The organism is Mucilaginibacter sp. BGA-UO-ETr-C110, assembly GCF_059567985.1.
The window spans coordinates 4,106,761-4,132,546 of sequence record NZ_JCAQPB010000002.1; the positions used below are offsets into that span (position 1 = coordinate 4,106,761).

General features: G+C 42.0%; 22 protein-coding genes. 2 read left to right on the forward strand and 20 right to left on the reverse strand.

The window, feature by feature from the left end:
* Positions 1-39: 39 nt before the first annotated feature.
* Positions 40-1,776 carry a phospho-sugar mutase gene (locus AC57BQ_RS17665; protein WP_496407528.1) on the reverse strand — a complete coding sequence of 579 codons (1,737 nt, stop codon included), beginning with the start codon at positions 1,774-1,776 and terminating at the stop codon, positions 40-42.
* A gap of 155 nt (positions 1,777-1,931) precedes the next feature.
* Here AC57BQ_RS17665 and AC57BQ_RS17670 point away from each other — a divergent pair, with 155 nt between their 5' ends.
* Positions 1,932-2,459, forward strand: a complete 528-nt coding sequence (locus AC57BQ_RS17670; RefSeq protein WP_496407529.1) for a hypothetical protein — start codon at positions 1,932-1,934, stop codon at positions 2,457-2,459.
* 20 nt (positions 2,460-2,479) lie between these two features.
* On the opposite strand, the gene AC57BQ_RS17675 is transcribed toward AC57BQ_RS17670, so the two are convergent.
* Positions 2,480-3,259, reverse strand: coding sequence for a heparin lyase I family protein (locus tag AC57BQ_RS17675; protein ID WP_496407530.1), 780 nt, complete (start codon positions 3,257-3,259; stop codon positions 2,480-2,482).
* A gap of 173 nt (positions 3,260-3,432) precedes the next feature.
* Between AC57BQ_RS17675 and AC57BQ_RS17680 the strand changes: the two genes are divergently transcribed.
* Positions 3,433-4,476 carry a LacI family DNA-binding transcriptional regulator gene (locus tag AC57BQ_RS17680; protein WP_496407531.1) on the forward strand — a complete coding sequence of 348 codons (1,044 nt, stop codon included), beginning with the start codon at positions 3,433-3,435 and terminating at the stop codon, positions 4,474-4,476.
* 221 nt (positions 4,477-4,697) lie between these two features.
* Here AC57BQ_RS17680 and AC57BQ_RS17685 read toward each other — a convergent pair whose 3' ends face one another.
* The 18 genes from AC57BQ_RS17685 to AC57BQ_RS17770 form a co-directional block, all read right to left on the reverse strand.
* Positions 4,698-5,942: an aminotransferase class I/II-fold pyridoxal phosphate-dependent enzyme gene (locus tag AC57BQ_RS17685; protein ID WP_496407532.1), complete on the reverse strand. Its 1,245-nt coding sequence runs from the start codon at positions 5,940-5,942 to the stop codon at positions 4,698-4,700.
* 269 nt (positions 5,943-6,211) lie between these two features.
* Positions 6,212-7,813 carry a cell division protein FtsZ gene (gene ftsZ, locus AC57BQ_RS17690; protein WP_496407533.1) on the reverse strand — a complete coding sequence of 534 codons (1,602 nt, stop codon included), beginning with the start codon at positions 7,811-7,813 and terminating at the stop codon, positions 6,212-6,214.
* 126 nt (positions 7,814-7,939) lie between these two features.
* Positions 7,940-9,280, reverse strand: a complete 1,341-nt coding sequence (ftsA, locus tag AC57BQ_RS17695; RefSeq protein WP_090473201.1) for a cell division protein FtsA — start codon at positions 9,278-9,280, stop codon at positions 7,940-7,942.
* A gap of 4 nt (positions 9,281-9,284) precedes the next feature.
* Positions 9,285-10,151, reverse strand: a complete 867-nt coding sequence (locus AC57BQ_RS17700) for a cell division protein FtsQ/DivIB (protein WP_496407534.1) — start codon at positions 10,149-10,151, stop codon at positions 9,285-9,287.
* Positions 10,144-11,502, reverse strand: a complete 1,359-nt coding sequence (murC, locus tag AC57BQ_RS17705; RefSeq protein ID WP_496407535.1) for a UDP-N-acetylmuramate--L-alanine ligase — start codon at positions 11,500-11,502, stop codon at positions 10,144-10,146. The genes AC57BQ_RS17700 and murC overlap by 8 nt, the downstream gene beginning before the upstream one ends.
* A gap of 54 nt (positions 11,503-11,556) precedes the next feature.
* Positions 11,557-12,666, reverse strand: coding sequence for an undecaprenyldiphospho-muramoylpentapeptide beta-N-acetylglucosaminyltransferase (gene murG, locus AC57BQ_RS17710; protein WP_496407536.1), 1,110 nt, complete (start codon positions 12,664-12,666; stop codon positions 11,557-11,559).
* A gap of 77 nt (positions 12,667-12,743) precedes the next feature.
* The gene (locus AC57BQ_RS17715; protein WP_496407537.1) at positions 12,744-13,889 is read right to left on the reverse strand and encodes an FtsW/RodA/SpoVE family cell cycle protein; all 1,146 of its coding nucleotides are present in this window, start codon (positions 13,887-13,889) and stop codon (positions 12,744-12,746) included.
* A 104-nt stretch (positions 13,890-13,993) separates the two neighbouring features.
* The gene (murD, locus tag AC57BQ_RS17720; RefSeq protein WP_496407538.1) at positions 13,994-15,370 is read right to left on the reverse strand and encodes a UDP-N-acetylmuramoyl-L-alanine--D-glutamate ligase; all 1,377 of its coding nucleotides are present in this window, start codon (positions 15,368-15,370) and stop codon (positions 13,994-13,996) included.
* Between the two features lie 62 nt (positions 15,371-15,432).
* Positions 15,433-16,674 carry a phospho-N-acetylmuramoyl-pentapeptide-transferase gene (gene mraY / locus AC57BQ_RS17725; RefSeq protein ID WP_090473208.1) on the reverse strand — a complete coding sequence of 414 codons (1,242 nt, stop codon included), beginning with the start codon at positions 16,672-16,674 and terminating at the stop codon, positions 15,433-15,435.
* A gap of 122 nt (positions 16,675-16,796) precedes the next feature.
* The gene (locus tag AC57BQ_RS17730; RefSeq protein ID WP_496407539.1) at positions 16,797-17,138 is read right to left on the reverse strand and encodes a four helix bundle protein; all 342 of its coding nucleotides are present in this window, start codon (positions 17,136-17,138) and stop codon (positions 16,797-16,799) included.
* 68 nt (positions 17,139-17,206) lie between these two features.
* Positions 17,207-18,667 (reverse strand): UDP-N-acetylmuramoyl-L-alanyl-D-glutamate--2,6-diaminopimelate ligase, encoded by a 1,461-nt coding sequence (locus tag AC57BQ_RS17735; RefSeq protein WP_496407540.1) that lies wholly within the window; start codon positions 18,665-18,667, stop codon positions 17,207-17,209.
* On the reverse strand, positions 18,664-20,775 hold the full coding sequence (locus AC57BQ_RS17740) for a penicillin-binding protein (protein WP_496407541.1): 2,112 nt from the start codon (positions 20,773-20,775) through the stop codon (positions 18,664-18,666). The genes AC57BQ_RS17735 and AC57BQ_RS17740 overlap by 4 nt, the downstream gene beginning before the upstream one ends.
* On the reverse strand, positions 20,765-21,178 hold the full coding sequence (locus AC57BQ_RS17745; RefSeq protein ID WP_496407542.1) for an FtsL-like putative cell division protein: 414 nt from the start codon (positions 21,176-21,178) through the stop codon (positions 20,765-20,767). Before AC57BQ_RS17745 ends, AC57BQ_RS17740 begins: the two co-directional genes overlap by 11 nt.
* Positions 21,175-22,077: a 16S rRNA (cytosine(1402)-N(4))-methyltransferase RsmH gene (gene rsmH, locus AC57BQ_RS17750; RefSeq protein WP_496407543.1), complete on the reverse strand. Its 903-nt coding sequence runs from the start codon at positions 22,075-22,077 to the stop codon at positions 21,175-21,177. Before rsmH ends, AC57BQ_RS17745 begins: the two co-directional genes overlap by 4 nt.
* Entirely contained in the window at positions 22,070-22,534 is a 465-nt protein-coding gene (gene mraZ, locus AC57BQ_RS17755; RefSeq protein WP_166090265.1) for a division/cell wall cluster transcriptional repressor MraZ, read from the reverse strand. Before mraZ ends, rsmH begins: the two co-directional genes overlap by 8 nt.
* A 169-nt stretch (positions 22,535-22,703) precedes the next feature.
* A complete protein-coding gene (locus AC57BQ_RS17760) occupies positions 22,704-24,068 on the reverse strand; it encodes a hypothetical protein (RefSeq protein WP_496407544.1) in 1,365 nt (454 codons plus the stop codon).
* Positions 24,069-24,137: 69 nt separating this feature from the next.
* The gene (locus AC57BQ_RS17765; RefSeq protein WP_496407545.1) at positions 24,138-25,310 is read right to left on the reverse strand and encodes a redoxin family protein; all 1,173 of its coding nucleotides are present in this window, start codon (positions 25,308-25,310) and stop codon (positions 24,138-24,140) included.
* Between the two features lie 117 nt (positions 25,311-25,427).
* Positions 25,428-25,613: a hypothetical protein gene (locus AC57BQ_RS17770; protein WP_496407546.1), complete on the reverse strand. Its 186-nt coding sequence runs from the start codon at positions 25,611-25,613 to the stop codon at positions 25,428-25,430.
* Between the last annotated feature and the right edge of the window lie 173 nt (positions 25,614-25,786).

Consider the following 25,786-nt stretch of genomic DNA (forward strand, 5'->3'; position numbering starts at 1 on the left):
CTGTCGGCGCCTTTGCTGTTTCATATGTTTTTACCAGGATTAAACTCCCAGATCCTTCATGATCGTATCAATTTTTGCTTCCAGTTGATGGTCGGTTTCATGGTAAGCGGCTTTGCTGGCCAGTTTACCATTTACGCTGCAATAGAACTTGATCTTAGGTTCGGTACCTGATGGACGGGCAGAAATAATGCTTCCGTCGGCGGTAATGAATTGGAGCACATCTGATTTTGGCAGTTCCAGCGCTTTGGTGGTATTGCTGTTCAGGTCTGTTTCTACACCTTTTTCATAATCTTTCAGGGTAATAACCTTTGATCCTCCTAATGTAGCCGGTGGATTGTTCCTGAATTTATCCATCATCGCTACAATCTCTTCGGCACCGGTTTTACCTTTTTTGGTGATGGAGATCAGTTTTTCTTTATAGAAACCATACTGTACATAAGTATCAATAAGGGCCTCGAACAAGCTGCTCCCTTTATCTTTATAAAAGGCGGTCATCTCGGCAATAAAGGCGCTTGATACAATGGCATCCTTATCACGTACCAGCTCACCTATCAGGTAGCCGTAGCTTTCTTCGCCGCCACCAATAAAGGTTTGCTTGCCTTGCAATTTGGTCATCAGCTCGCCAATATATTTAAAACCGGTAAGCGTATTATAATAGGTTACGTTTTTAGCTTTGGCTATCGCCTCGATCAGGTTAGTTGTTACAATGGTTTTAACAATGTACTCCTTGCCGGTAAGCTTGCCTTTATCCTGCCATGCGGTCAACAGGTAATTAATGAGCAAACTGCCGGTTTGGTTACCGTTAAGCAGTATAAATTCGTTCTGATCATTTTTAACGGCGATACCTACACGGTCAGCATCCGGATCGGTTGCCAGCACCAGGTCGGCGTCTGTTTCTTTGGCTTTTTTAAGGGCCAGGGTTAAGGCTTCTTTTTCCTCGGGGTTTGGATATACTACGGTTGGGAAATTACCATCGGGCGTGGTTTGTTCATCAACCAATATCACATTTTCAAAACCAAAAAGCGCCAGGGCTTTTGGTGTTAAAGTGATACCCGTACCATGAATTGGTGAGTACACAATTTTAAGATCTTTCTGTCTTTTGATGGCTTCCGGCGATACAGAAAGCTTCACAATTTCCGACAGGTACAGATCGTCAATGTCCTTACCTATTGTTTCTATATTTTCTTCAACGCGGTTAAATTTAACCTCATCAATACTTTTTATAGCCGCTACTTCGTCCATTACGGCTTTATCATGTGGGGCAACCAACTGTCCGCCGTCATCACCATAGGCCTTGTAACCGTTATACTCTTTTGGATTGTGCGACGCGGTAAGCATTACTCCACTTTTGCAACCCAGGTGGCGTACCGCGAAGGAAAGCTCAGGCGTTGGGCGTAAGGCTTCAAAATAATATACGTGGATACCATTTGCCGAAAAAACCTCGGCTGTAGTAGAAGCCAAAAGATCGGCATTGTTACGACTATCATGCGCGATGGCTACTTTAATTTTTTCGCCAGGATAAGTTTTTTTAAGATAGTTGGCCAGTCCCTGAGTGGCAGTACCGATGGTGTACTTATTAACACGGTTTGAGCCCGGGCCCATAATACCGCGAAGACCACCTGTTCCGAATTCCAGGTCTTTATAAAATGAATCTGTTAATTCTGTATATGCCTTATCATCCAGTAATTTTTGTATCTGTTGTTTAACATCAGCATCGTAGCTGCCTTGAAGCCATGTATTTACTTTTTGTAGTACGGAGGGGTCTAATTCTTGCATGTGTACCTATATTAATGGATAATTTGTTAAAATCAGTTTCATAACAAATATGGTAATAAAATGTGTGCGTGCAATTGAACAATAAAATATTTTGCTTTGATTTTTGTTGTTGTAAAACAATTATATTTAAACATTAAGCCTACACTACTACCTGCATGAAGAAATTTTCACTCTTGTTGCTGATATTACTATCTTCCTGTATCGACCCAAACACACCATCCGCAATAAATGGCAAATCGGTTAATACGGCAATTATTCAAACTTGTATCGATTCGTTGTATAGAGAATACTTAGTCAATATGAGTCCGACATATCCATATCATATTACTAAAGTAGTATTAAACAAATCAAAATATTTTAATGGAGATCAAAAATTCAACTGGGGCAAATACCCTATCACCTATAAGTTTGTACCTGATAGCCTGATGGATAAAGCCTATGAATATGATACCTTCTCAAATGTTGAAATGCCCTATATGTTAAAAGCAGACAGTATAACTGTTGGTGATAATAAGGCATACGCAAAAATACTGATGACAGGCGTTGGATCACAAGCCGAGTTTTATCTATCATATAAAAATGATCATTGGATCATAGAGAAAACGCTTGAGGTGGATTATAAGCTGACTCCAGGGCCAAATATCATTCGGGATACGGATAACCACAAAAAGAAGCCCCGGTAAACCAGGGCTTCTTTTTGTGGTTATTGAGCTACATCTGCATAACTTGTACCAATCCGTATCTTTTTAACAATATGGGTTGCTTGTGAAGCATCGCCGCCATATACACCCCATTTGGGATCGCAGGAATCGCTGTCGAAAGTGCGGCAGTAATATCGTTGACTACTATTAGTAAAAGTTTGTTTTACTCCGTTATACCATAGTTCAATATAGCCATCGGTGGCGCTATCTGATAATTTGATACGTAAGACAAATGATTGCCAGGTACTCACAGCAAGCGGAATTGACCATGGCACACTGGCCACATGATTAATATCAAAATATTGCAGTTCCAGATTGCCGTTATTGGTGCGCAGCATTAATGGATGATTGGCTGTGGTACTGGTGGGATAAGATTTCCACTGAAATACCGCATCCGTTTTTAGCGAGGTGGGCATATACAGTTTGTCTGTCCACCCGATATAAAACTCAGAGCCATTTAAGGCCTGGTAGTTTTGGGCGCCGTGACCTTCCGTGCGATGACTGCCTGCCGGTTTTGTAAATTGCCAGCAAAGTGTACCAGTTTCATCAGTAACAGTAGTCATCGCGCCTGTTCCTTCAATATTTACATTCTTCCACACATTGCTTGAGCCGAGGGAGGCATCACCGTTAAATAATACCGAGAATGTTTTTAGAGTTCCCGCGGTTTGTGAAGCATTGCCCTCATTGTTTACAGGATTAGTCTTTGCATCTTTTGTGCAATGCGATAGCAGCATTACGCAACCTGCACCCAAGGCAGTTGCCATTAGTTGAATTTTTCTCATGTTCTTCTTTTAGTTTATAATGGTAAATTATATATTTACGCAACCGGTTGCGTAAATATATAAAAATAATAATTAAAAAACTTTTGCTTATTAATTTTATATATCGTTAGGCTATCTGGATGATTATCTTTACCAAGTTTGGATATCAGCACAAATGATAAATTTAAGTAAGTATGAGTATAGAGGATAGTTATCGATCCAATAAAGAAATTACTTTAATTGACATAGCCAGGGAATTAAATGTTTCCAAAAGCACCGTGTCGCGTGCCTTGCAGAATCATCACTCTATTGGCGCTGCAACCAAGAAAGCCGTCCTTGAACTGGCCGAAAAATATAATTACCAGCCCAATGCCATTGCCTCCAGCTTATTTAAAAAATCAACCAAAACTATAGGGGTTATCGTCCCCATCCTGTCTCATTACTTTTTTTCGACGGTAATAGCCGGGATAGAAGAAGTAGCTTATAAATCGGGATATAAGGTGATCATTTGCCAATCGCACGAGCTGTATGAAAGAGAGGTGATCGTATCTAAAACATTATTATCGGCCAAGGTGGATGGACTAATCGTATCCGTTTCAAAAGAAACCGTTAATATGGATCATTTCCAATCGTTTTTAAACAAAAATATCCCTTTAGTTTTTTTTGACCGACTACCGACAGGTATCCAAAGTAATAGTGTATCGGTTGATGATTATGAAGGGGCCTTTAAAATTGTTGAACATTTGATTGAGCAGGGTTGCAAAAAGATTGCCCACTTTACCGGGCCTTTGAACATTACTCTGGCACAAAACAGGTTGCAGGGATACAAAGATGCTCTGCGCAAGCACCATATCCCCGTAAATGAAGAACTGATCTACGAATGTGGCTTTGAAAGAGCCCAGGGAATAGCCGCTACAGAGAAATTGCTGGCTGATCAAGTTTCTGTCGATGCCATATTCGCGGTTTGTGATCCGGTGGCTATCGGGGTAATGCTTACCTTAAAGCAAAAGGGAATAAAAATACCGCATGATATCGCGGTTGTTGGTTTTAATGATGACCCTACCGCTACGGTTATAGATCCCCCATTAACTACGGTTGCTCAACCGGCATTTGAAATTGGTGTGGCAGCAACCGATATTTTCTTAAAACAGGCTACCAATCCGGGTGGAGGATATATAAAAGAAATCTTAAAAACGAATTTAACCATCAGGCAATCCAGTCTTTGGAAAAATAGATAAATACATTCGGGATAAGAAATAAGGACCTTATATCAACAAAAAGCATGTCATTTCGAACGAGGTACGAGGAGAAATCTTTTGCATGGGATACATCCAGCGCAAAAGATTTCTCTCTTCGTTCGAAATGACATACTTTTTTTAATTAACGAAATCACCATCCAATCATTCTAAAATGAGAAAAGCCCCGGTAAACCAGGGCTTTTCTATTATATCATGAAGCATTAAGCTATCTCCAGCTTATCCTCTTTGTAATAACCTGATTTTAGTTTTTCGGCCATTTCGCTGTAGGCGTCAAGGGTGCGCTGTACGTCCTCTAAAGAATGCGCGGCGGTTGGTATGATACGCAGTACGATCAATCCTTTAGGGATAACCGGATAGATTACAATAGAGCAGAAGATGCCATAGTTCTCGCGCAGATCGCGGGTAAGGCTGGTAGCTTCAAACAGGTCGCCCTTTAAAAATACGGGGGTAACCATAGTATTGCTCGCGCCCAAGTCAAAGCCACGCTCTTTTAAACCTTTTTGCAAGGTAGAAGCGATCAGCCAAAGTTTTTCACGCAGCTCAGGCTGTGATTTCAGCATTTCGAAACGTTTCTTCAAACCCATTACCATAGGCATAGGCAGCGCTTTGGCAAAAGTTTGCGAACGCATATTATAACGCAAGAAATGAATGATCTGCTCATCAGCTGCTACAAAAGCGCCAATGCCGGCCATTGATTTAGCGAAGGTGGCAAAATAAACATCAACCCCGTCAATGCAACCCTGCTCTTCATGCGTACCGGCACCGGTTTTACCCATGGTACCAAAACCATGCGCGTCATCAACCAGTAAACGGAAATCGTATTTCTTTTTAAGTTCTATAATTTCCTTCAACTTGCCCTGAACACCCGACATGCCAAATACGCCTTCGGTGATCAGCAAGATACCGCCACCGGTTTGCTCAGCCAGACGTGTAGCACGTTCCAGTTGCTTTTCGCAGCTTTCTACATCGTTATGCTGATAAACAAAACGTTTGCCCATATGCAGACGCACACCATCAATGATACAAGCGTGCGATTCGGCATCATAAACAATAACGTCGTTCCTGTCAACCAGTGCATCTATAATGGATACCATACCCTGGTAACCGTAGTTCAATAAAAAAGCTGCTTCTTTACCTACAAAAGATGCCAGGTTGTTTTCCAGCTCTTCGTGATGAATGGAGTTACCAGACATCATACGAGCACCCATCGGGTAAGCCATACCATAATCGGCAGCGGCTTTCGCGTCGGCTTCCCTTACTTCGGGGTGATTGGCTAAACCCAGGTAATTATTCAGGCTCCAAACCAAATGTTCTTTGCCGTTAAATTGCATATGCGGGCCGATCTCTCCTTCCAGTTTAGGGAATGAAAAATAACCGTGTGACCATTTTTGGTGCTGACCGATAGGGCCGCCCAAACTTTTCGTTATTTTATCAAATAGATCCAAAATAGTACGCTTTTGTAGATAGTATTTTAAAATACAAATATAGCCGTTTATTCGGCTCGCAGCAATAGCTATAACTTTTTAGAATAGGTTATAACTTGGGTGAAAGAATCAAGACTATTAGAGTCAGGAATCAAGACTCGAAAACCTATATTCCTTTAAACAAGAACAGGAAAGTTATCTAAGAATTATTTCTGTGATAGCTTTCCTGCTTTTAATTACTAAGGCTTTCAATCCTTGTTCCTTTATCTTTTTATCCTTGCTCCATAATCTCAATCCGCATTATCATGCAGGAAAGAGTTATTTTTGCGAATCTCGGTATTACCTTCGTTATCCGGCATCAGGCTAAACCTCGAGATCTGGCTTTCGTCAGATTGCGGGGTTTCCTGTAACGCTATTTCCTTGCGTTTGTAGGCCGGTACATTTTCCAGCTCTTGTATATTACCACTGCGCAATTTCATGCTTAGGTCTTTCAACCTCATAATACGCTCGCGCGATTTTTTCAGTTGCTCCTCGATAGATTCATTTGTTTTATGATCATCGGCACCTACTACAGGCTCCGGTTCAGGAGCGGGAGCTGGTGGCTCAGGCATTCTTTCTTCTTTAACCGGCGCGTATGATTCAGGCTCACTCATTTTAAAAGTGAAACCAGCGGTATCCGGTTCGTTATCCTCTTCAGCTTCCTCTTCATCCAGGTTATATCTCATCACCACTTCTTCCTTTTCTTCAGCGCGGGCGGCAAACATATCAAACAAGCCGGTTTGTTTTGGCTCATCCTTTGGTTTAATATAAGGCTCGGCAGTAGCGGTAACTTTAACCGGGTTGATAAATTCATTTACCGGTTTTACCAAAGGTTTAGCCTCAGGCTCCAGCATAGAAATGATCTTTTTGTTGCTGTTCTCTTTTTCGCGCTCATCCTTGGTTTGGAAACCGGTAGCTATGATGGTAACCGATAGTTGGTCGCCCAGGTTATCATCCACGCAATTACCCCATATCAGGTCGGCAGCTAAACCAGCTTCTTCCTGTATGTAATCGGTAATGATGCTTACCTCATCCATGGTTACTTCATGTATACCAGAGCTGATGTTCAGCAATATATATCGTGCGCCTTCAATCTCATTATCTTTTAACAACGGTGATGCCAGTGCGCCTTCAACCGCTTTTAAAGCACGGTTCTCGCCTTCGGCAGAGCAACTGCCCATGATAGATACACCGCTATCTTTCATTACGGTGCGCACATCCTTAAAGTCAACGTTGATATAACCCGGTAAGGTAATGATCTCGGCTATGCCTTTAGCGGCTGTTGTTAATATATTATCGGCCTGTGCAAAGGCTGAGCTCATGGTTAAGTTGCCGAAGATCTGGCGTAATCTGTCATTCGATATCACCAGGAACGAATCGACATATTTTTTCAGCTCTTCCAAACCGGCATCGGCCTGCATTTTACGGCGTTTACCTTCAAATGAAAACGGGGTAGTAATGATACCTACCGTTAATATATCCATTTCGCGGGCTGCTTTGGCAATGATCGGGCTTGCGCCTGTACCTGTACCACCACCCATACCAGCTGTAATAAACAACATTTTGGTATTAACACCCAGCATCTGCTTAATATCGTCGATATTCTCAATAGCTGAGTTTTTGCCCACCTCGGGTATTGAACCGGCACCCATTCCTTCAGTAAGACTTGCGCCCAACTGTACCTTGTTTGGTATAGGACTTAACTCCAGCGCCTGGGCATCAGTGTTGCAAATTATAAAGTCAACACCGGTAATTCCCTGCCTGTACATATGGTTCACCGCGTTACCGCCGCCACCGCCAACACCAATTACTTTGATGATTGACGATTTTTCTTTTAACATCTCAAACTGCATAATCTTCGTTTTCAGCTATATGTGATTCAACCAATATTTAGATTTTACCATCGTAATAATAGTACTTTTTCCACAAAGGTTTTCCACAATTGTCAATAATGTGGAAAAGTTGCTTTATGTGAATAATTACTTCAAAAAATCCTCATCATTTATGTCATCCTTTATAAATGTGATGCTTTTTTTCAGCAACCTGTCAAACAAACCGCCTTCTTTTTTGGGCTCGTATTTTGGTTTTTCTGTTCTTGTATCTGTTGCAGGCGCCGCGGTCATGTATTCCGTTTTCTGGATACCTTTTATCAGCAAGCCAATACCTGTTGCAAAGGTTGGGCTCTGCAGCTCCTCATAAATATTTTTCGGCAACACTTCGTTTTTGGCCAGGTGCTCTGTTGGGTAACCTACACGGCAATCCAGCCCGGTAACAAACTCCACCAGTTGGCGCAGGTGTTTCAATTGAGCGCCACCACCGGTTATTACAATACCGGCTATCAGTTTTTTCTCGTAACCTGATGATTTAATCTCGTAGTACACATGCTCTACAATTTCTTCCATGCGGGCCTGTATTACATAAGCCAGGTTTTTTACAGAGATCTCTTTGGGTTCGCGGCCACGTAAACCGGGTACACAAACAATTTCGTTCTCTTTATTTTCATCAGCCAGGGCCGATCCAAACCTTACTTTTAACTGCTCGGCTATGTTACGCATCACAGAACAACCCTCGCGGATATCTTCGGTTACGCTGTTACCACCAAATGGGATCACCGCGGTATGACGGATAATACCTTCGTGGAATATGGCCACGTCGGTAGTACCACCACCAATATCCACCAATACCACACCTGCTTCTTTTTCCTCTTCGCTCAATACCGACTCGGAAGAAGCCAATGGTTCCAGGATCAGATCCTGACTATCCAAGCTGGCCTTGTTAACGCATTTTACAATATTTTTAATAGCCGTAACCTGGCCTGATATGATGTGGAAGTTTGCTTCCAGGCGCACGCCAGCCATACCAATCGGATCTTTGATACCCGGCTCGTTATCTACCGTAAACTCCTGCGGCAACACGTGGATGATCTCCTCGCCCGGAGGCATCACCAGGTTGTACATATCCTCAATGAGTTTATCAATATCCTTACGACCAATTTCTGATTGCAGGTCACGACGGGTTATCAATCCGCGGTGCTGCAGGCTTTTGATATGCTGACCTGCTATACCCACAAATACTACTTTGATATCTACATTGGATTGCGCCCCGGCCACATCAACCGCCTGGGAGATCCCTTGTACTGTTTTATCAATATTTGATACCATACCACGGGTAACACCCGCAGATTCGGCCTTGCCAATTCCTAATACCTCAATCTTCCCGTTCTTGCTCCTGCGCCCAACAATGGCACATATTTTAGTCGTTCCGATATCCAATCCTACTACAATTGGCGAACTTTTGTCTTGAGTTGAGCTTTTGTCCATATTCCTAATTTATTTGAGATGTATCCTTTTCCATTTTTACAGAATCGGGCTTCAGGCTTTTGGCCTTACTTGCCTTGATCGAATCTGCTTTCATATTTTCATTTTTAATACCAACCACCTGGCCGGAGTATTTTATGTTTATAGTGCTGTATTTATCCCAGCCCACTTTTGGTAATACCTGTTTATAAAACGCTATCAGGTTAGCAAATTTTACCTGCAGCGAATCGGCATTACCGATCAAGATCCTTTGACTTCCTACCCGCGGGATCAGTTCAATTTCATGGTCTTTATTGACATACAGCTGTGCTATCTGCGCGTCCCATAAAGAGTCTTTGCGGATAAAATCGGCGGTAAGGAACAGGTCCTTGGCCAATTTGGTATGCAATGAATCCACATGGTTGGTAAACAACTCGTCTATAAAACCATTGGCCACCAGTACCCTGGCGGTAAAATTTGGCGACAGCGGGATCTTTAAACCATGCTGGTCAACATAAAAATCCATATCATAATGGTTCATGATACGCAGTATAGGCTGACGCTGACTTACCTCGACCCTTAAAACACCATCCATTTCGGTATAAACCTTGGCAAATTCAATAAATGGATTCGCCCTTAACTTGTTTTCCAGGTCCTGTATATCGATCCCTTCCAGCCTGCGCCCTATCAATGTATGACTGTTGGTTTGCAAGATCTGGTCGACCTCCTGCTTATCAATAAAATACTGACTGCCGGGTATATTAACTTTTACAGCGGTGCAAAGAACACTGGCCTTTTTTATTTGAATAAAACTCATAAGCGTGATAAGGCCACCCAGGCAAATTACCCAGGCAGATATAATCAACACACGCCTCCAAATGAGTTTCCTATCCATTACCCAATATTTCTTTTAAAGAGTGAACCAAAGTATCAATATCACCAGCCCCTACGGTCAGTAACAATTCGGGCTTTTCATTGGCTACTGCATCCAGCGCTTGCTGTTTGCTTAGTTTCCGTTTATTTTGTAACTCCATTCTGTTCAGCAGCATTTCTGAATTAACGCCCTCTATAGGCAATTCACGTGCCGGATAAATATCCAGCATGATCAACTCGTCAACCATATCCAGCACTTCGGCAAAGCCTTCGGCAAAATCACGTGTACGGGTATATAAATGGGGCTGAAAAATGGTAGTCAGCTTTTTGTTTGGATACAGTTTTTTTACTGAGGATATGCATGCCCTTAATTCCTCAGGGTGATGCGCATAATCATCAATATAAATATGCTCTGGTATTTTTACAATATATTCAAACCGGCGCTTAACTCCTTTGAAAGACCCCAATGCGCTTTTAATAGCATCGGTATTGATATCCAACCGCAACACAGCCTCGATAGCCGCAACCGCGTTCTCCACATTATGCGTGCCGGCTATACCCATTCTGATATCAGGAATAGTAACATCGGCATTGATGAAATCGAAATAAAAATCACCGTTCTCGATCCGTACGTTAGCCGCATGCGCATCGGCGGTAGCATCACTAAGGGCATAAGTATAGCCGGTATCCAAAGGCAATCCTTTTTTATGAACCAGTGTACCGCCGCTTTTTATTTGCGAAGCAAACAGTTGGAACGACTCAGTCAAATGAGCATGATCACCATAAATATCCAGGTGATCTGCATCCATCGATGTGATGATAGCTACATCCGGAAACAGGGTGAGGAACGAACGGTCATATTCATCGGCCTCTACCACCATCACGTTGCTTTTGCCATACAGCACATTGCTTTGGTAATTGGATGATATACCCCCTAAAAATGCCGAGCAATCATTACCCGAATCTTTCAAGATATGCGCTACCATAGTTGAGGTGGTAGTTTTGCCATGCGTACCCGCAACCGCTATGGTAAAGGAGCTTTTACTGATCAAACCTAAAACCTGCGAGCGCTTGAACAACTCAAACCCCTTATTTTTAAAATAGTTTAATATAACCGAATCCTTAGGAACGGCCGGTGTATAAATAATAAGGGTATCATTACTGAGCTGCTGAAAACTCATCGGGATCCAATCAGACCGGTCATCAAAAATAGTTTGTATGCCTTCGTTGTGCAGATCATTGGTCAGATCCGTCGACGTTTTATCATAACCACAAACAACACACCCTAAATGATGGAAATAACGAGCCAGGCCGCTCATCCCGATGCCGCCTATACCTATGAGGTAAACTCTTTTGATGTTATGTAGCTCCATTGTTTTGATTTTAAAAAAGGCCCTCCTCTTTTTGGGAGAAGGAGGACCATAATTTTAATTGTTGTTGTTTATTGTTATTTTTAATAATTCACGTGCAATAACTTCGTCGGCATCTGGCATAGCCATTTTACCAATATTAGTACCTAATTTCTTTTGTAAATTCCTGTCGTTTAATAATTCAATTGCTTTATCAACCAGCTTTTCTTCGGCATCCCTGTCGGCCAGAAAAATTGCCGCATCTTCCTCTACCAGTGCCAGCGCATTTTTAGTCTGATGGTCTTCGGCCACATTGGGAGAAGGCACCAGGATCACCGGCTTTTTAACCATGCACAACTCGGCAATGGTACCTGCACCGGCGCGTGATATAATGATATCGGCAGCGGCATAAGCCAGATCCATACGGGTTAAAAACTCCCTGATCTTCACGTCCGGATGATGATCTTCACCTAATTGTTCAATGATTTGTTTATAATAGAACTTGCCTGTTTGCCATATTACCTGCACATCGGCAGCAATCAATTTATCTAAACCAAGGGCTATACTGTTATTTAGCGTACGCGCTCCAAGACTTCCACCGGTTATTAATACTGTTTTTTTAAATGCAGAAAGCTTAAACAGCTCCAGTGCCTGCATATGTTTGCCTGCCACGTTCACCGAATCGCGGCGGATGGGATTACCCGTTTTAATAATTTTTTCGGTAGGGAAGAACTTATCCATACCATCAAAGGCCACACATATTTTCTGAGCGTTTTTACCCAGCCATTTATTGGTAATACCAGCATACGAATTTTGCTCCTGTATGAGGTAAGGAATATTTTTCAGCGATGCCGCATATAACAACGGCCCCGAAGCATAACCCCCAACACCAACCGCGGCATCAGGTTTAAAATCCTTAATAATTTTAAGCGCCCGGCGCACACTGTTCATCAGCTTGATGGGGAACATCACGTTTTTCCAAACTGATTTTCGTTGTATACCCTGAATATCCAGACCAATGATCTTATAACCAGCCGCCGGAACTTTCTCCATCTCCATACGCCCGTTAGCGCCAACAAACAATATCTCGATAGTTGGATCAATATTTTTTAAAGCATTGGCAATAGCAATAGCCGGGAAGATATGTCCTCCTGTTCCGCCACCGCTGATGATTATTCTCTTTGCCATTTTTTTATAAACTCTAAAAACTAAATTCTAAACCCCCAACTCACTAATTCACTAAATCAATAATTCACTAATTAACCTCAGGCCGTCCTGATCTCTCCTACCACTACTTTCTTTGGCTCTTCAATATCACGACTAACCGATAATATGATACCAAACGCCACACTGGTAAATAATATCGATGTACCACCCATACTCACAAAAGGTAAAGGCACCCCGGTTACCGGACCCAAACCTACTGCCACCGCCATATTGGCAAACGCCTGTATGGTTAAGCTAAAACTTAAACCGCAGGCCAGTAACGCCCCAAACGCCTTTGGAGCCTTCGTCACAATTTTTATACACCTGTAGAGTAAAAACAGGTAAATGCCTATTAAGGCAAACCCGCCTACAAGTCCATACTCCTCAATAATAATGGCGTATATTTCGTCGGAGTAGGACTCTGGCAGATAATTTCTTTCGGTACTGTTACCCGGACCTTTGCCAAATAATCCGCCGCTGGCGATAGCTATTTTAGCATGGTCAGACTGGAATGATTTATCCGGCTTAGCCTGTTCCGGATGTAAGAACGTGCTTACACGGGTAGCATACATATGGCGGCGTGGCCCTAAGAACAAAACTCCCATTAACAATATAAAACCTGCCGCGCAAACCACCGCTATCTGTTTAATGCTGATACGACCGATAATCAACAGTAAAATACTTACACCAAACAACATCAGCGCGGTCGACAAGTTGGCCAGCGCAATAAGTATAAACACCAGGCAAACAGAACCCATGATGGGCAGAAAGGATTCTTTAACATCCTTAATATTTTCCTGCTTCCGCGATAGTGTACGTGCCAGGTAAGTGATCAAAGCCAGCTTAGCCAAATCGGATGTCTGGAAACTCAGACCGATTACCGGGATATTGATCCACCGGCTGGCGTTATTGATGTGGCTACCGAACAACAATGTGTATAACAACAGGGGTATAGTCACGATCATCATGATCTTGGAAATACCGGCGTAGTAACGATAATCGAGCTTGTGCGAGATATACATCAGCGCGATACCGCCTACCACCATAGCCAGGTGCTTCATCAGGATCGACTCGACCCCAACGCCTCGCTTATAAGCCAGCGTACCGGTTGAACTGTATACCGCCAACAGGGATATAACAGAAAGCAATATGACTATAAGCCATATCCAGCGGTCGCCTTTTGTATTACTGAGTATCCTGTGCATTTCCTTACTTTTTACTTTTTTTGTCCATGGATCATAGTCGATAGTCCATAGATCTTCTTTTCTTTTTCCATGGACTATTGACCATAGTCTATGGGCCTCTTTACCTATAATTCCCTTACCGCGGCTTTAAATTGATTACCGCGATCTTCATAATTTTTAAACAGATCAAAACTGGCGCATGCCGGTGATAACAATACGGTATCGCCTTTTTCGGCCAGGTGAAACGCCACCTGCGCGGCTTCCTGTGCCGAGCCTGTGTTCACGATCACTTCCACATCATCTTCAAAGGCATCATGGATACGTTTGTTATCCTTGCCTAAACACACAATAGCTTTTACCTTTTGCTTTACCAGCTGTTTCAACATACTGTAGTCGTTCCCTTTGTCAACACCACCCAGGATCAATACCACATCTGTAGTCATGCTTTCCAACGCGTACCAGGTTGAGTTAACGTTGGTAGCTTTAGAGTCATTAATAAAACTAATGCCCGAAATTTTACCAACCGACTCCAGCCGGTGCTCGATGTTTTTAAAGTTGCCCATGCTCTCTCTCATCGTTTCGTTGCGCAGCTCCAGCACCTTTGATACAATACCTGATGCCATGGAGTTGTAAATGTTGTGCTTGCCCTGCAGGGCTAATTCTTTAATTGACATTTGAAAATGTTCTTGTTGTGTGTTGATGACAATATTGTCGTTTTCGAGATATGCTCCCGGTTTAATCGTAGTTTCAATTGAAAAGGGTAATTGCTGCGCTTCAAACGTACGCCCGGCCATCCCCTTGATGGTTTCCGGATCATCGGCGCAATAAATAAAATAATCGGCCGCTGTTTGATTCTGTGTAACACGGAATTTTGATGCCGCGTAGTTTTCCAGCTTGTAATCATACCTGTCTAAATGATCAGGCGTAATATTGAGCAAAACAGCAATGTCAACCTTAAACCGGTACATATCATCCAGCATAAAGCTGCTTAGCTCCAACACATAATATTCAAATTTTTCAGTAGCCACCTGGTAGGCAAAGCTTTTACCAATGTTACCTGCCAAACCCACATTTAATCCCGCGTTTTTAAGGATATGATAAGTTAAGCTGGTGGTAGTGGTTTTCCCGTTTGAGCCCGTGATGCCAATGATCCTGGCATCGCAATACCTGCCTGCAAACTCTATCTCGGATATAACAGGAACACCTTTTTCTTTAAGCTTTTTAACAATAGGTGCTTTGTCAGGTATCCCCGGACTTTTAATCACTTCAACCGCGTTCAATATTTCTGTCTCGGTATGCTGGTTCTCCTCAAAGCGGATCTTCCAGTCCTTCAGTTGTTTTTTATAGTTATCGGCAATAGCACCAAAATCCGAAACAAAAACATCATACCCCTGCTGTTGGGCAAGGTATGCCGCACCCACACCGCTTTCGCCAGCGCCGAGAATGGTCAGCCTTTGAGTGGTGAGTGGTGAGTTTTGAGTTATATGTTCCGACTGATTCATTATTCTATTACACTATATATTTTTTGTCTTATATCTTGATTCTTATCTCTTGCTTCTAAAATCTATCTCAGCTTCAATGTTATGATCGTTATAATAGCCAGCAGTATCCCAATGATCCAGAATCGGGTTACGATCTTGGCTTCATGGAACCCTTTTTTCTGGTAATGGTGATGCAGCGGCGCCATTAAAAATATCCGCTTGCCTTCGCCCGACCTTTTCTTGGTGTATTTAAACCAGCCCACCTGCATAATCACCGATATATTCTCGATCAGGAATACACCGCATAGTACCGGGAGCAATAACTCTTTACGTATCACAATAGCAAAAACAGCAATGATACCACCGATGGCTAAACTGCCGGTATCGCCCATGAACACCTGCGCAGGATAGGAGTTGTACCATAAAAAGCCTACGCAAGCCCCCACAAATGCACCGGCAAATATTACCAGCTCGCCCGAGTTGGGTAAAAACATGATGTTCAGGTAATCGGCCATGGCAATGTTACCGGATACATAAGCCAGTAGAGCCAGCGTAATCCCTATAATGGCCGAAGTTCCTGTCGCCAATCCGTCGATACCATCGGTAATGTTTGCTCCGTTTGATATAAAAGTGATGATCAGTATGACAAAAAACAGGAATACTACCAGTCCGTATTGCTCATAACCCGGCCCAAGAAATTTGAGCACCTTGGCATAGTCAAACTCATTGTTCTTATAAAAAGGCATGGTGGTTTTTGTCGACCGTACATCCTGTGTATAAACCGGCACATCTCTTTTCATGTGGAACTCAACCGGGGCATCAACCTTTACGGGTAGCTTCACTTCCTGCCTGATCACAATGTCGGTATTGAAATACATTGTCCAGCCGATGATGAGCGAAAGCCCTACCTGACCAATGATCTTAAACCTGCCTGCCAGGCCCTCTTTATTCTTTCTGAAAACTTTGATATAATCATCCAGAAAGCCGATAGCTCCCAACCATACCGTAGTGATCAGCATCAGGATAATATATACGTTACCCAATTTGGCAAACAACAAAGTAGGGATCAGGATACCTAATAAAATGATGATACCACCCATAGTAGGCGTACCAGATTTTTGCATTTGGCCTTCCAGACCCAGGTTCCGTACTGTTTCACCAACTTGTTTAAAACGCAGGTAATCGATCAACCGGCGGCCATATACCGTAGTGATCAACAATGATGTTATTACAGCCAAAGCCGTACGGAAAGTGATATACTGAAATACCCCCGCTCCCGGAATACTGTAGTTTTTACTTAGATATGTAAATAAATAATATAACATCCTTTTTTCAATGTGCAGATGTGCAGATTTCAAATGTGCAAATGATATATTCGCAGATTTTAGATGTGCAGACTTGCGGTTTTATGTTTTGATTATTTCTTATCGTTACTTGTTAACTTATATTAATTGGTTGATGCAATTATCTTCCCTAAAACTTTAACTATTGACTGTATATCGTCAAGCATTCCTTGTTCAAATGGGTAACTTTCTGCTTGCTGACATAATTTTAACCAGTACCTTGTTTCTTCCGCTTCCTTATAAGCTATTTTACATTTGTGTTTAAAATCAACCTTACTCTGTGCCCCCTGTGCTTCACAAACATTAGCTCCGATTGATGTACCGCTTCTAAAAAGCTGATTTGCCATATTAAACTTCTTTTGAGTTTCCAGTTTTTCTGTAAAGCTTATTATCTTCAAAGAAAACTTAAATGTCAGGTCAACTATCAGATTAGGTTTCTCATCCATTTTTATTATTTCAATCCATTCATTTTTTCATTCTCGTCTGCACATTTGCACATCTGAAATCTGCACATCTATGACATTAATTTAAACTGCGCTTCCAGTTCTTCCATATCATCAAAGTGATTTTTCACTCCGTTTATTTCCTGATATTTCTCATGCCCTTTACCGGCTACCAGTATAATATCGCCCGGATTGGCCAGCATGCATGCTGTTTTAATTGCTTCGCGACGATCAACAATACTTACCGTATGTCTTTTGAAAGCCGGGTCAACCCCTTCTTCCATGTCCTTGATGATCTGGTCCGGATCCTCCGACCGCGGGTTGTCAGCAGTTAATATTACTTTATCGCTCCATTCGCTGGCTACACGTGCCATGATAGGGCGTTTGGTTTTATCCCTGTCGCCACCGCAACCAATCACCGTGATCACTTTCTCGTTACCCTTACGGATATCATGAATGGTACTCAGTACGTTTTGCACAGCATCAGGCGTGTGGGCATAATCAACTATGCCTATCACCTTGTTGGGCGCTACTATATATTCAAAGCGACCTTCGGCTCCGGTCAGTTTGCTCAGGCTGGTTAATACTTTTGCTTTATCCTGATCAAGCAGCATGGCTGTGGCATAAACCGCCAACAGGTTGTAAGCATTAAACGTACCCACCATTTTAAACCAAACTTCTTCGCTATCAATGTGCAGCAATAAACCATCAAACTGATTTTCCAGTATGCGGGCCTTATAATCAGCCATTGATTTTAGTCCGTACGTTTTTTTATGCGCCTCTGTGTTTTGCAACATCACACCGCCATTTTTATCATCACTGTTGGTAAGCGCGAAGGCTGTTTTTGGCAGCCCATCAAAAAATGCCTTTTTGGCTTTCAGATAACTATCGAACGTTTTATGATAATCTAAATGATCATGCGTAAGATTGGTAAATATCCCACCAGAAAATACCAGGTTGGCAATACGGTGCTGGGCTATGGCATGTGAACTTACCTCCATAAAGCAGTAATCACATCCCTGCGCCACCATATCTGCCAGTAAGCTATTCAGCTCAATAGGATCAGGAGTGGTATGGGTTGATGGGATTACTGTATCATTGATCTGATTTTCAACGGTTGACAATAAACCGCATTTATAACCCAGGTCTCGGAATAACTGATATAACAAAGTAGCAACGGTAGTTTTACCATTGGTACCGGTAACGCCAACCAGTTTAAGCTGCTCAGATGGTTTGCCATAAAAATTGGCGGCAACAATGCTTAATGCTTTACCAGAATCGGCCACCATCAAAAAGTCGACCTCTGCTACGGTACGTGCAGGCAGATCTTCACAAATAACCGCTATGGCACCACTTTTAATAGCCTGATCAATATAATCATGACCATCAACCAGCGTGCCTTTTACGGCAACAAACAATGAACCGGGCTGAACTTTGCGCGAATCAAAGGTTACAGACGTAATTTCCACATCAGCGCTTCCCTGTAATTCAGTAAAAGCCAATCCATCCAATATATCACTTAAATACATCATTGTAATTCAATTGTTATTCGTGATCCTTTTGGTATGAGGCTGCCACCAGTAACCGATTGGGTGGTTACTACGCCGCTGCCGCGTACCGTTACTTTATAACCCGCATTGCCCAAAACATACAGGGCATCACTAAGACCCATACCGGTAACTGCCGGAACGGTGCCGTTCTTATATCTTACTTCTTCAAAAGGGATCCCGTTGCTGGTATCAACCCCGCCCGCATCAGCATTTGCCGAAGCATACAGTGGTTTTACACCCAGTTTGGTATACACCTGTTTTAATGCTTTTAAATTACCCTGCTTTACTTTTGGCATGCTGGTATTACCCACCAGGTGCTCAGCCGGGCTTTGGTTTATCTCCATATCGTTGGCATAAACCCGATCTGCCACTTCCCTGAAAACCGGACCTGCAACCAGGGCCGCCAGATAATTACCTTTTGTTGGGTTATTAATAACCACGATCATCGAATATTTAGGATGATCGGCCGGGAAATAACCGCAAAATGAAGCCTGGTATGTTTTATGGGCAGTATAACCTTTCCGTCCGTCGGCTATTTGCGCTGTGCCGGTTTTACCAGCTACACTATAAAGCTTGTTTTTAATTACGTTTTTAGCAGTACCGTTAAGCACCACGCCTTCCAGCATGCCTTTTAATTTACCTATTGTAACATCTGAGCATACCTGCTCATTAATAACCCGTGCCTGAAATTGTTCAATAGGATTACCCAGGCGGCGTATCTCACGTACAAATAAGGGCGCTATCAATCTGCCATTGTTAGGTACTGAGTTATAAAAAGCCAGCATTTGCAGAGGAGTTAAATTCATTTCATACCCATAGGCCATTTCGGGCAGTGTATAGTTTTTGTTCCAGCTACGGTTTGACGGATTTTTGATCACCGGTTGGCCTTCGCCTCGTATTTGCAACTGCAACTTTTCATTTAAATGATAGCTATACAGCTTATTGATGTATTCCCAGGGATTGCCGCTATAATATCTGGTGACCAATTTAGCTGCAGCCACGTTTGACGACTCTTCGAACGCGCGTTTAACACTCATTTCATAATTATCATGCTCGGTATCGGTGATGGTTGGCCCTTTCGGGAATTTATATTTACCGCCTTCGGCATTAACAATGGTGCTGGTATCTATCTTATGCTGATCAAGTAAGGTCATGTACGATGCCAGCTTAAAGGTTGAACCCGGGTCAATAGCGTTACTGATAGCATAGTTCATCCTTTCTTCGTAATCACCCTCCTTGGTACGGGTAAAGTTGGCTATAGCACGAACCTCGCCGGTAGCTACTTCCATCAATACCACACAACCATGATCGGCCTCGCTTTTGATCAATTGCTTCATCAAAGCATCCTGCGCCACATCCTGAAAATTCACGTTAATGGTAGATATGATATCGGCACCATCTTTGGCGGCTATCTCTTCATCATCATCAACAGGCATCCAGGTTCCACCGGGGATACGCTGCATTAACCTGCGTCCGTTTTCGCCATTGATATAAGCCGAATAGGCCCCTTCCAGGCCTACAGCATTTTTAACATTCTCATTTTTATAACCAATAGTACGGGCTGCCAACGAGTGAAATGGTCGTATACGTTTGTTTTGCTGCAGCACGATGAGACAATTCCTGGTCTTCCTTTTTTTGAAGATTGGAAAGTCTTTGATCTTTTTTAATTCCTGATAACTTACCCTGCGTCTTAACAACTGATAACGCGAACCATCTTTTCGGGCTTCACGAAATATCCTGGAATATTCGCGGGCCGGTCTGTCGTTATACATTTTTGACAGATTCATGGCCAGCTGATCAATGTTATCATTAAACACACTGTCCTCGGCAATACCACCGGCCAGCATATCCATGTGCAGCTCATACTCCGGAACAGAGGTAGCCAAAAGACTACCATCTACAGAAAAAATATTACCACGGGCAGCTTCAACGGTTTGATACTGTGCCGATAGACTGGCAGCCATATCTTTCCATTTTTTGCCCTGCACAAATTGCACCCGGCAAAGCTGCACCACTACAGCAAAAGCAAACAGCAATATCAGCCCGAAAGCGATATACACCCGCAGCAGAATGTTGGTTCTAATTCCCATCCTGATCCTCCTCCTTTACTGTTATCTTTTGTGGCGGCTCAACAGACTGCCTTACCCCCAGGGTATCGGCACGCTTAGCAACCTCGGTTAATGTACTTTTAAAGGCCATATCGGCTTTGGCGGTTTTGTAATCCCAGCCACGCTCCTTTACCTCTTTGGTAATATCACCTATGTCACGTATCGTTTTTTCGGCCAGGTGCATATTCCCAATGTAAATCATCCCCAACAGGGCTATGTACATAATAAAGGGCAAAGCACCTGTGGCTGTTTCTTTGGTAATAAAGCCTTTGGCAAAAAATTGGGTAAAAAGATTGTCCTGGATTTCGCGCGCAGGTTTTTCCTCCACGATAATATCCTGTTCTAATTCTTCGTCCTGAATTTCTGTACGTAAACGATTAGTCATTTTTTTACAGCTATCCTTAATTTAGCGCTCCGTGCTCTGTTATTATTCTTTATTTCCTCATCCGATGCTGTTATAGCTCCACGGCTTACCGCATCCAATGGTTTATTGTTATTACCGTAAAAATCCTTTTCCACCTCGCCACTGAATTTGCCTTTGGCGATGAAGTTTTTTACCAGCCTGTCTTCCAGTGAATGGTATGACATCACCACCAATCTGCCGCCAACAGCCAACACCTCTGCCGACTGAACCAAAAACTCTTTCAATGCTTCTAGCTCCTGGTTAACCTCAATGCGTAATGCCTGGAACACTTGTGCCAGGTATTTATTTTCCTTACCCCGGGGGATACGGTTACTGATCGCATTTTTCAGATCGGCGATAGTTACTATCGGTGCATTTAAACGAGCCGTCGCGATGGTTTCGGCCAGCGATTTCGCGTTCTGTATTTCACCGTAAATACCAAAAATGCGGTGCAGTTCGGCTACTGTATAGTTATTGACTACATCCTTGGCAGTAAGCTCGCCCAGCTGGTTCATCCGCATATCCAACTCGGCATCAAACCGGATCGAAAAACCCCGTTCGGCCTGATCAAACTGATATGACGAAACACCAAGATCGGCCAGTATACCATCAACCGGAATAGCGCCATGTAAGCGGCAAAAGTTTTTGAGATAGCGAAAATTTTGATCAACAAATACAAAACGCTTATCCTCAATCAAATTCTGCTGCGCATCGGCATCCTGATCAAAAGCCAGCAAAGTACCTTCGGGGCCCAGATGTTTTAATATCTCACGCGAGTGGCCACCACCACCAAAAGTAACATCCACATAAGTGCCGTCCTTTTTAATGGCAAGTCCCTCAATACATTCATTGAGCATTACCGGTACATGATACTCACTCATCACCCCTCCTTGCTTTATTACCCATAACCCGCTGCGCTAATGCGCTAAAGTTTTGCGGCTCATTGGAGAACGCGGCTTTATGCGCCTCCGCATCCCAAACCTCAATTTTATTTAACTGACAGGCCAGCACTACATCATTTTTTATACCTGCATAATCCAGCAAAAACTTCGGCAACAACACCCTGCCGGCAGCATCAAGCGAAAGCTCGGTAGCGCCACGGGTGAAATATCTGATAAACTCTATGTTATCTTCCTCGTATTCGTTAAGTTTGCTCAGTTCATCCAATCTTTTGTCCCATTCTGTTTTAGTATAAATAACCAGGTAATTTTTGAATCCGCGATTGATCACCAGGCCCTCAGTTTCAGCTTCAGGAAGCTTTTTTTTGAGCCCAGCAGGTATCATCATCCTTGATTTAGGATCCAGCTTACATTCAAATTCACCGGTTAAATAGGACATTTTAAGACTATGGCATAATATAATGAGTAAAAGTAAGGTACTTTTACCACTTTCTACCACTTTTTACCACCAAAAAGTTTTCAACATTTCTGGAGGGTATTTTGCTATACCTGTAAAACCAAAAATCCGGCGGGCGCCGGATCCAAAAGTTTTTATTTTCTACATTAATCTATATATCAACTGAATTATATTTTTGATGCGCAGCGTAGATTGTATTTAATTTTTTATTACTCTCCTCAAATAATCTGTTAATCAAATTTTTATTTTCATTATGAATCTCTGTAACATCTGAATATCCAAAATCACGTTGTCTGGAAACAAATGGATACAGTACCATTTTTTTGCTTGTCATTTCAGAGAGCAATCGGTCGGCAATGACTTCATCATCAAAAGGTTCATCAATAATTTGTTGGAAAAAACTTTTATAAAGAATAATAAACTGTGTGGCCAGGCAATTGCTTACCCAAAATCTATTATTGGCAATAAGTATTTCATTGTCAGTATAGCTACTGCCACCTGATAAGTAATTTATTCCCTGTGCGTGGGCCTCTATTATGTTTTTTATCAAATACTCTTTGGAGTAATACTCCGTAAACTCATGATCGTCCTCGCATATAATTATCACGTCATCGTCGTTTTCCATTGCTAGGTTAATAATCTTTCTGATACTTTGCCACAAGCCTACAGAACCTATATCATGTGTGCAAGCCTCTACAATAGTTATATCAAACTCTGACCTCCCTTTAAATTGCTTTTCTATATGCTCAAGTCTGTCTGTTCTTTCACGCAGATTAATAACATAAGTTGGGATGATTAAATTATAATAGGCATCTTCATCGCTTTCACCTCCAACTTGGAGGTTAATATTTTCATAATACGAAGTAACATTTTTCAGATTCTGAACCCATTCTGAACTTGTTTCAAATAGCTTTTCAACATGCCCTTCCTGGTTGTTATTAGATGTAGCGTCAGAATATCCAAAATCCCTTTGCACAGAAATAAAAGGGTGTATAAGAAATTGATTCCCGGTAAGCTCCGATATTTTAAAATCAGCACTATCATTATCATTAAAGTTGGCATCCAGCAATGGGACAAAAAACTTTTTGAATATGATCAGAAATTGTGTTCCATTAAAATTTTTCACCCAGAATAAAGAATCCTCAATTTGCACAATACCTTTAAACCAACTTATGCCTCCTAACAATATATCTGCATTTTTAGCACGGGCACGGGCTATACTATCAAACAACAACTCTTTTGAATAAGAATCCGTAAACTGATGATCATCTTCACAGATCAGCACATATTCATCATTTTCGCTCACTAAATTTTGTAGGATGTGCCTGATTGTATTCCATAAGCCAATAGCTCCAATTTTGTGCTTACAGGCTTCCACAACATGAATAGTAAATTCAGAGCGACCGGCAAATTCTTTTAAAATATGTTCTTTACGATCTACCCTATTCTTTAAGTTGATAATAAAAGCAGGAATAGCTTTCATTGTATTATCAGCTCTTTCTTTTTCTTTAAGCATTTTGTATATAAGGAAGTATTATAAAAATTAAAGAATATTAAGATCAGACAACAATCTACCAGAATCACACTACTGCAAAACCTCATCTATTTTTTTCATCATGGCATCTTCATTATCCGAAGCTAAAATCACTTTCCCTTCTTTATCCAGCAACACATAAAAAGGCAAAGAGGGTGTTCTATATAAATCATTTACCCGGGCCGCTGAATTTTTAGAAGGAAATTCATCTATGACTTGTGTCCAAGGCATTTGTTCTTTATCCAGCGCGGGCAGCCAATCCTTCCAATATCTATCGCCAGATACACTTACGATAGTAAAGCCTTTTTGATGATATTTGGCATATACTTTTTTCCAGTTAGGGATAGCCTTTCTGCAAGGCACACACCAGCTCGCCCAAAAATCTATCATCGTAAAACTTCCACGCATTGCAGAAAGTGTAAATTTACTTTTATCTCTTTTTTGCAGTGTAAAATCCGGTGCCAGGCTACCTACCTTCACATTTTTCAAATCGGCCACTGCACGGGTTAGCTGCTGATAATAAACAGAAGCCTTTGCCGGACCCGAAAACCGGTTAACAAAAGGCTGTAAGTAAGTTAATGGTGCATCATGAAATGCTAAATGATAAAACTCATTAAACATGTAAACGCCAGCTATGGATGCAGGATATTGATTAATGTAGTTTTCAATCCACGCTTTTTGTCTTGCAAGCATAGGTTTTCTCATAGAATCCAGTTCGATCTTGATATTTGCCGCGTCGGCATTGGTCTTAACGGCTTTAAGCTTTTTCAAAAGCGAAATAAAATTGGTTTGGCCGGTTTCCTTTTGATATTGGGCATACACATCTGCCATTTTTGATCCGGTTTGTTTAATTTCCCATATCAATGCATAAGAATCGTTTCCATGCGCTGTTTTATAATTATAGCGTTGAGCACCGGTGGTATCAATGGCAAATGTTATCACCGTATCTTCAACAAATGCCTGAAGCGACCAATTGCCCGGAGCAATCTTAAATATCCGCCTCTCTGGCAAACCAATTTTTCCCCGCATAATAAATTGGCCGTTTACAATGACTGAGCTATCTGCTACACTACTTCCATCAGTTGAAAACATGCGCACTACGCCCGAGTCTATAACATTTATAGTTCCTTTGATCAGGAAGGCCTGACTGTTATTCTGGGCATTTGCCCGAACTATAAACAATAGTAAAAAAGCGCAAATGGCGACACTCGTTAGTCTCCTCATAAAATAGTTTTATTTCGAAATGCAAGATTCGCTCTTACAAAATAGTTATGAAAATAAAACGGTCAAATTTTGGTTCAACCGCTTTTTGCAAGTAATTGCCTGACCCTCTGTTTTGGCCTATGCCGGAGGACGGCCACAAACGGATGCAATACAAATACCACAACATGGTGGATTATTAAAAAACGAACAAGCTTCACCGTCTTTAACGCAACTACTACCACCCCCTGATACTTTTTTTAATTGTGCTCTGGTAAGCACTTCATTAACATTTAATCCCAATGCTTTTAATTTTAGTTTTTTCATTGCTTTATAAGTTAAATTGGGTAATGATTTTTTGCTTCTTTTATGAAGCGTCGGAACATTTAATACTTTGGGCTACTTTTGTATCAGTGCACCCTTATTACATACCCATACACTTGGTTATTTGTATTGAAAGGCAAACTTTCCCAGTATCTATCTGTACACTAAAATTTGTA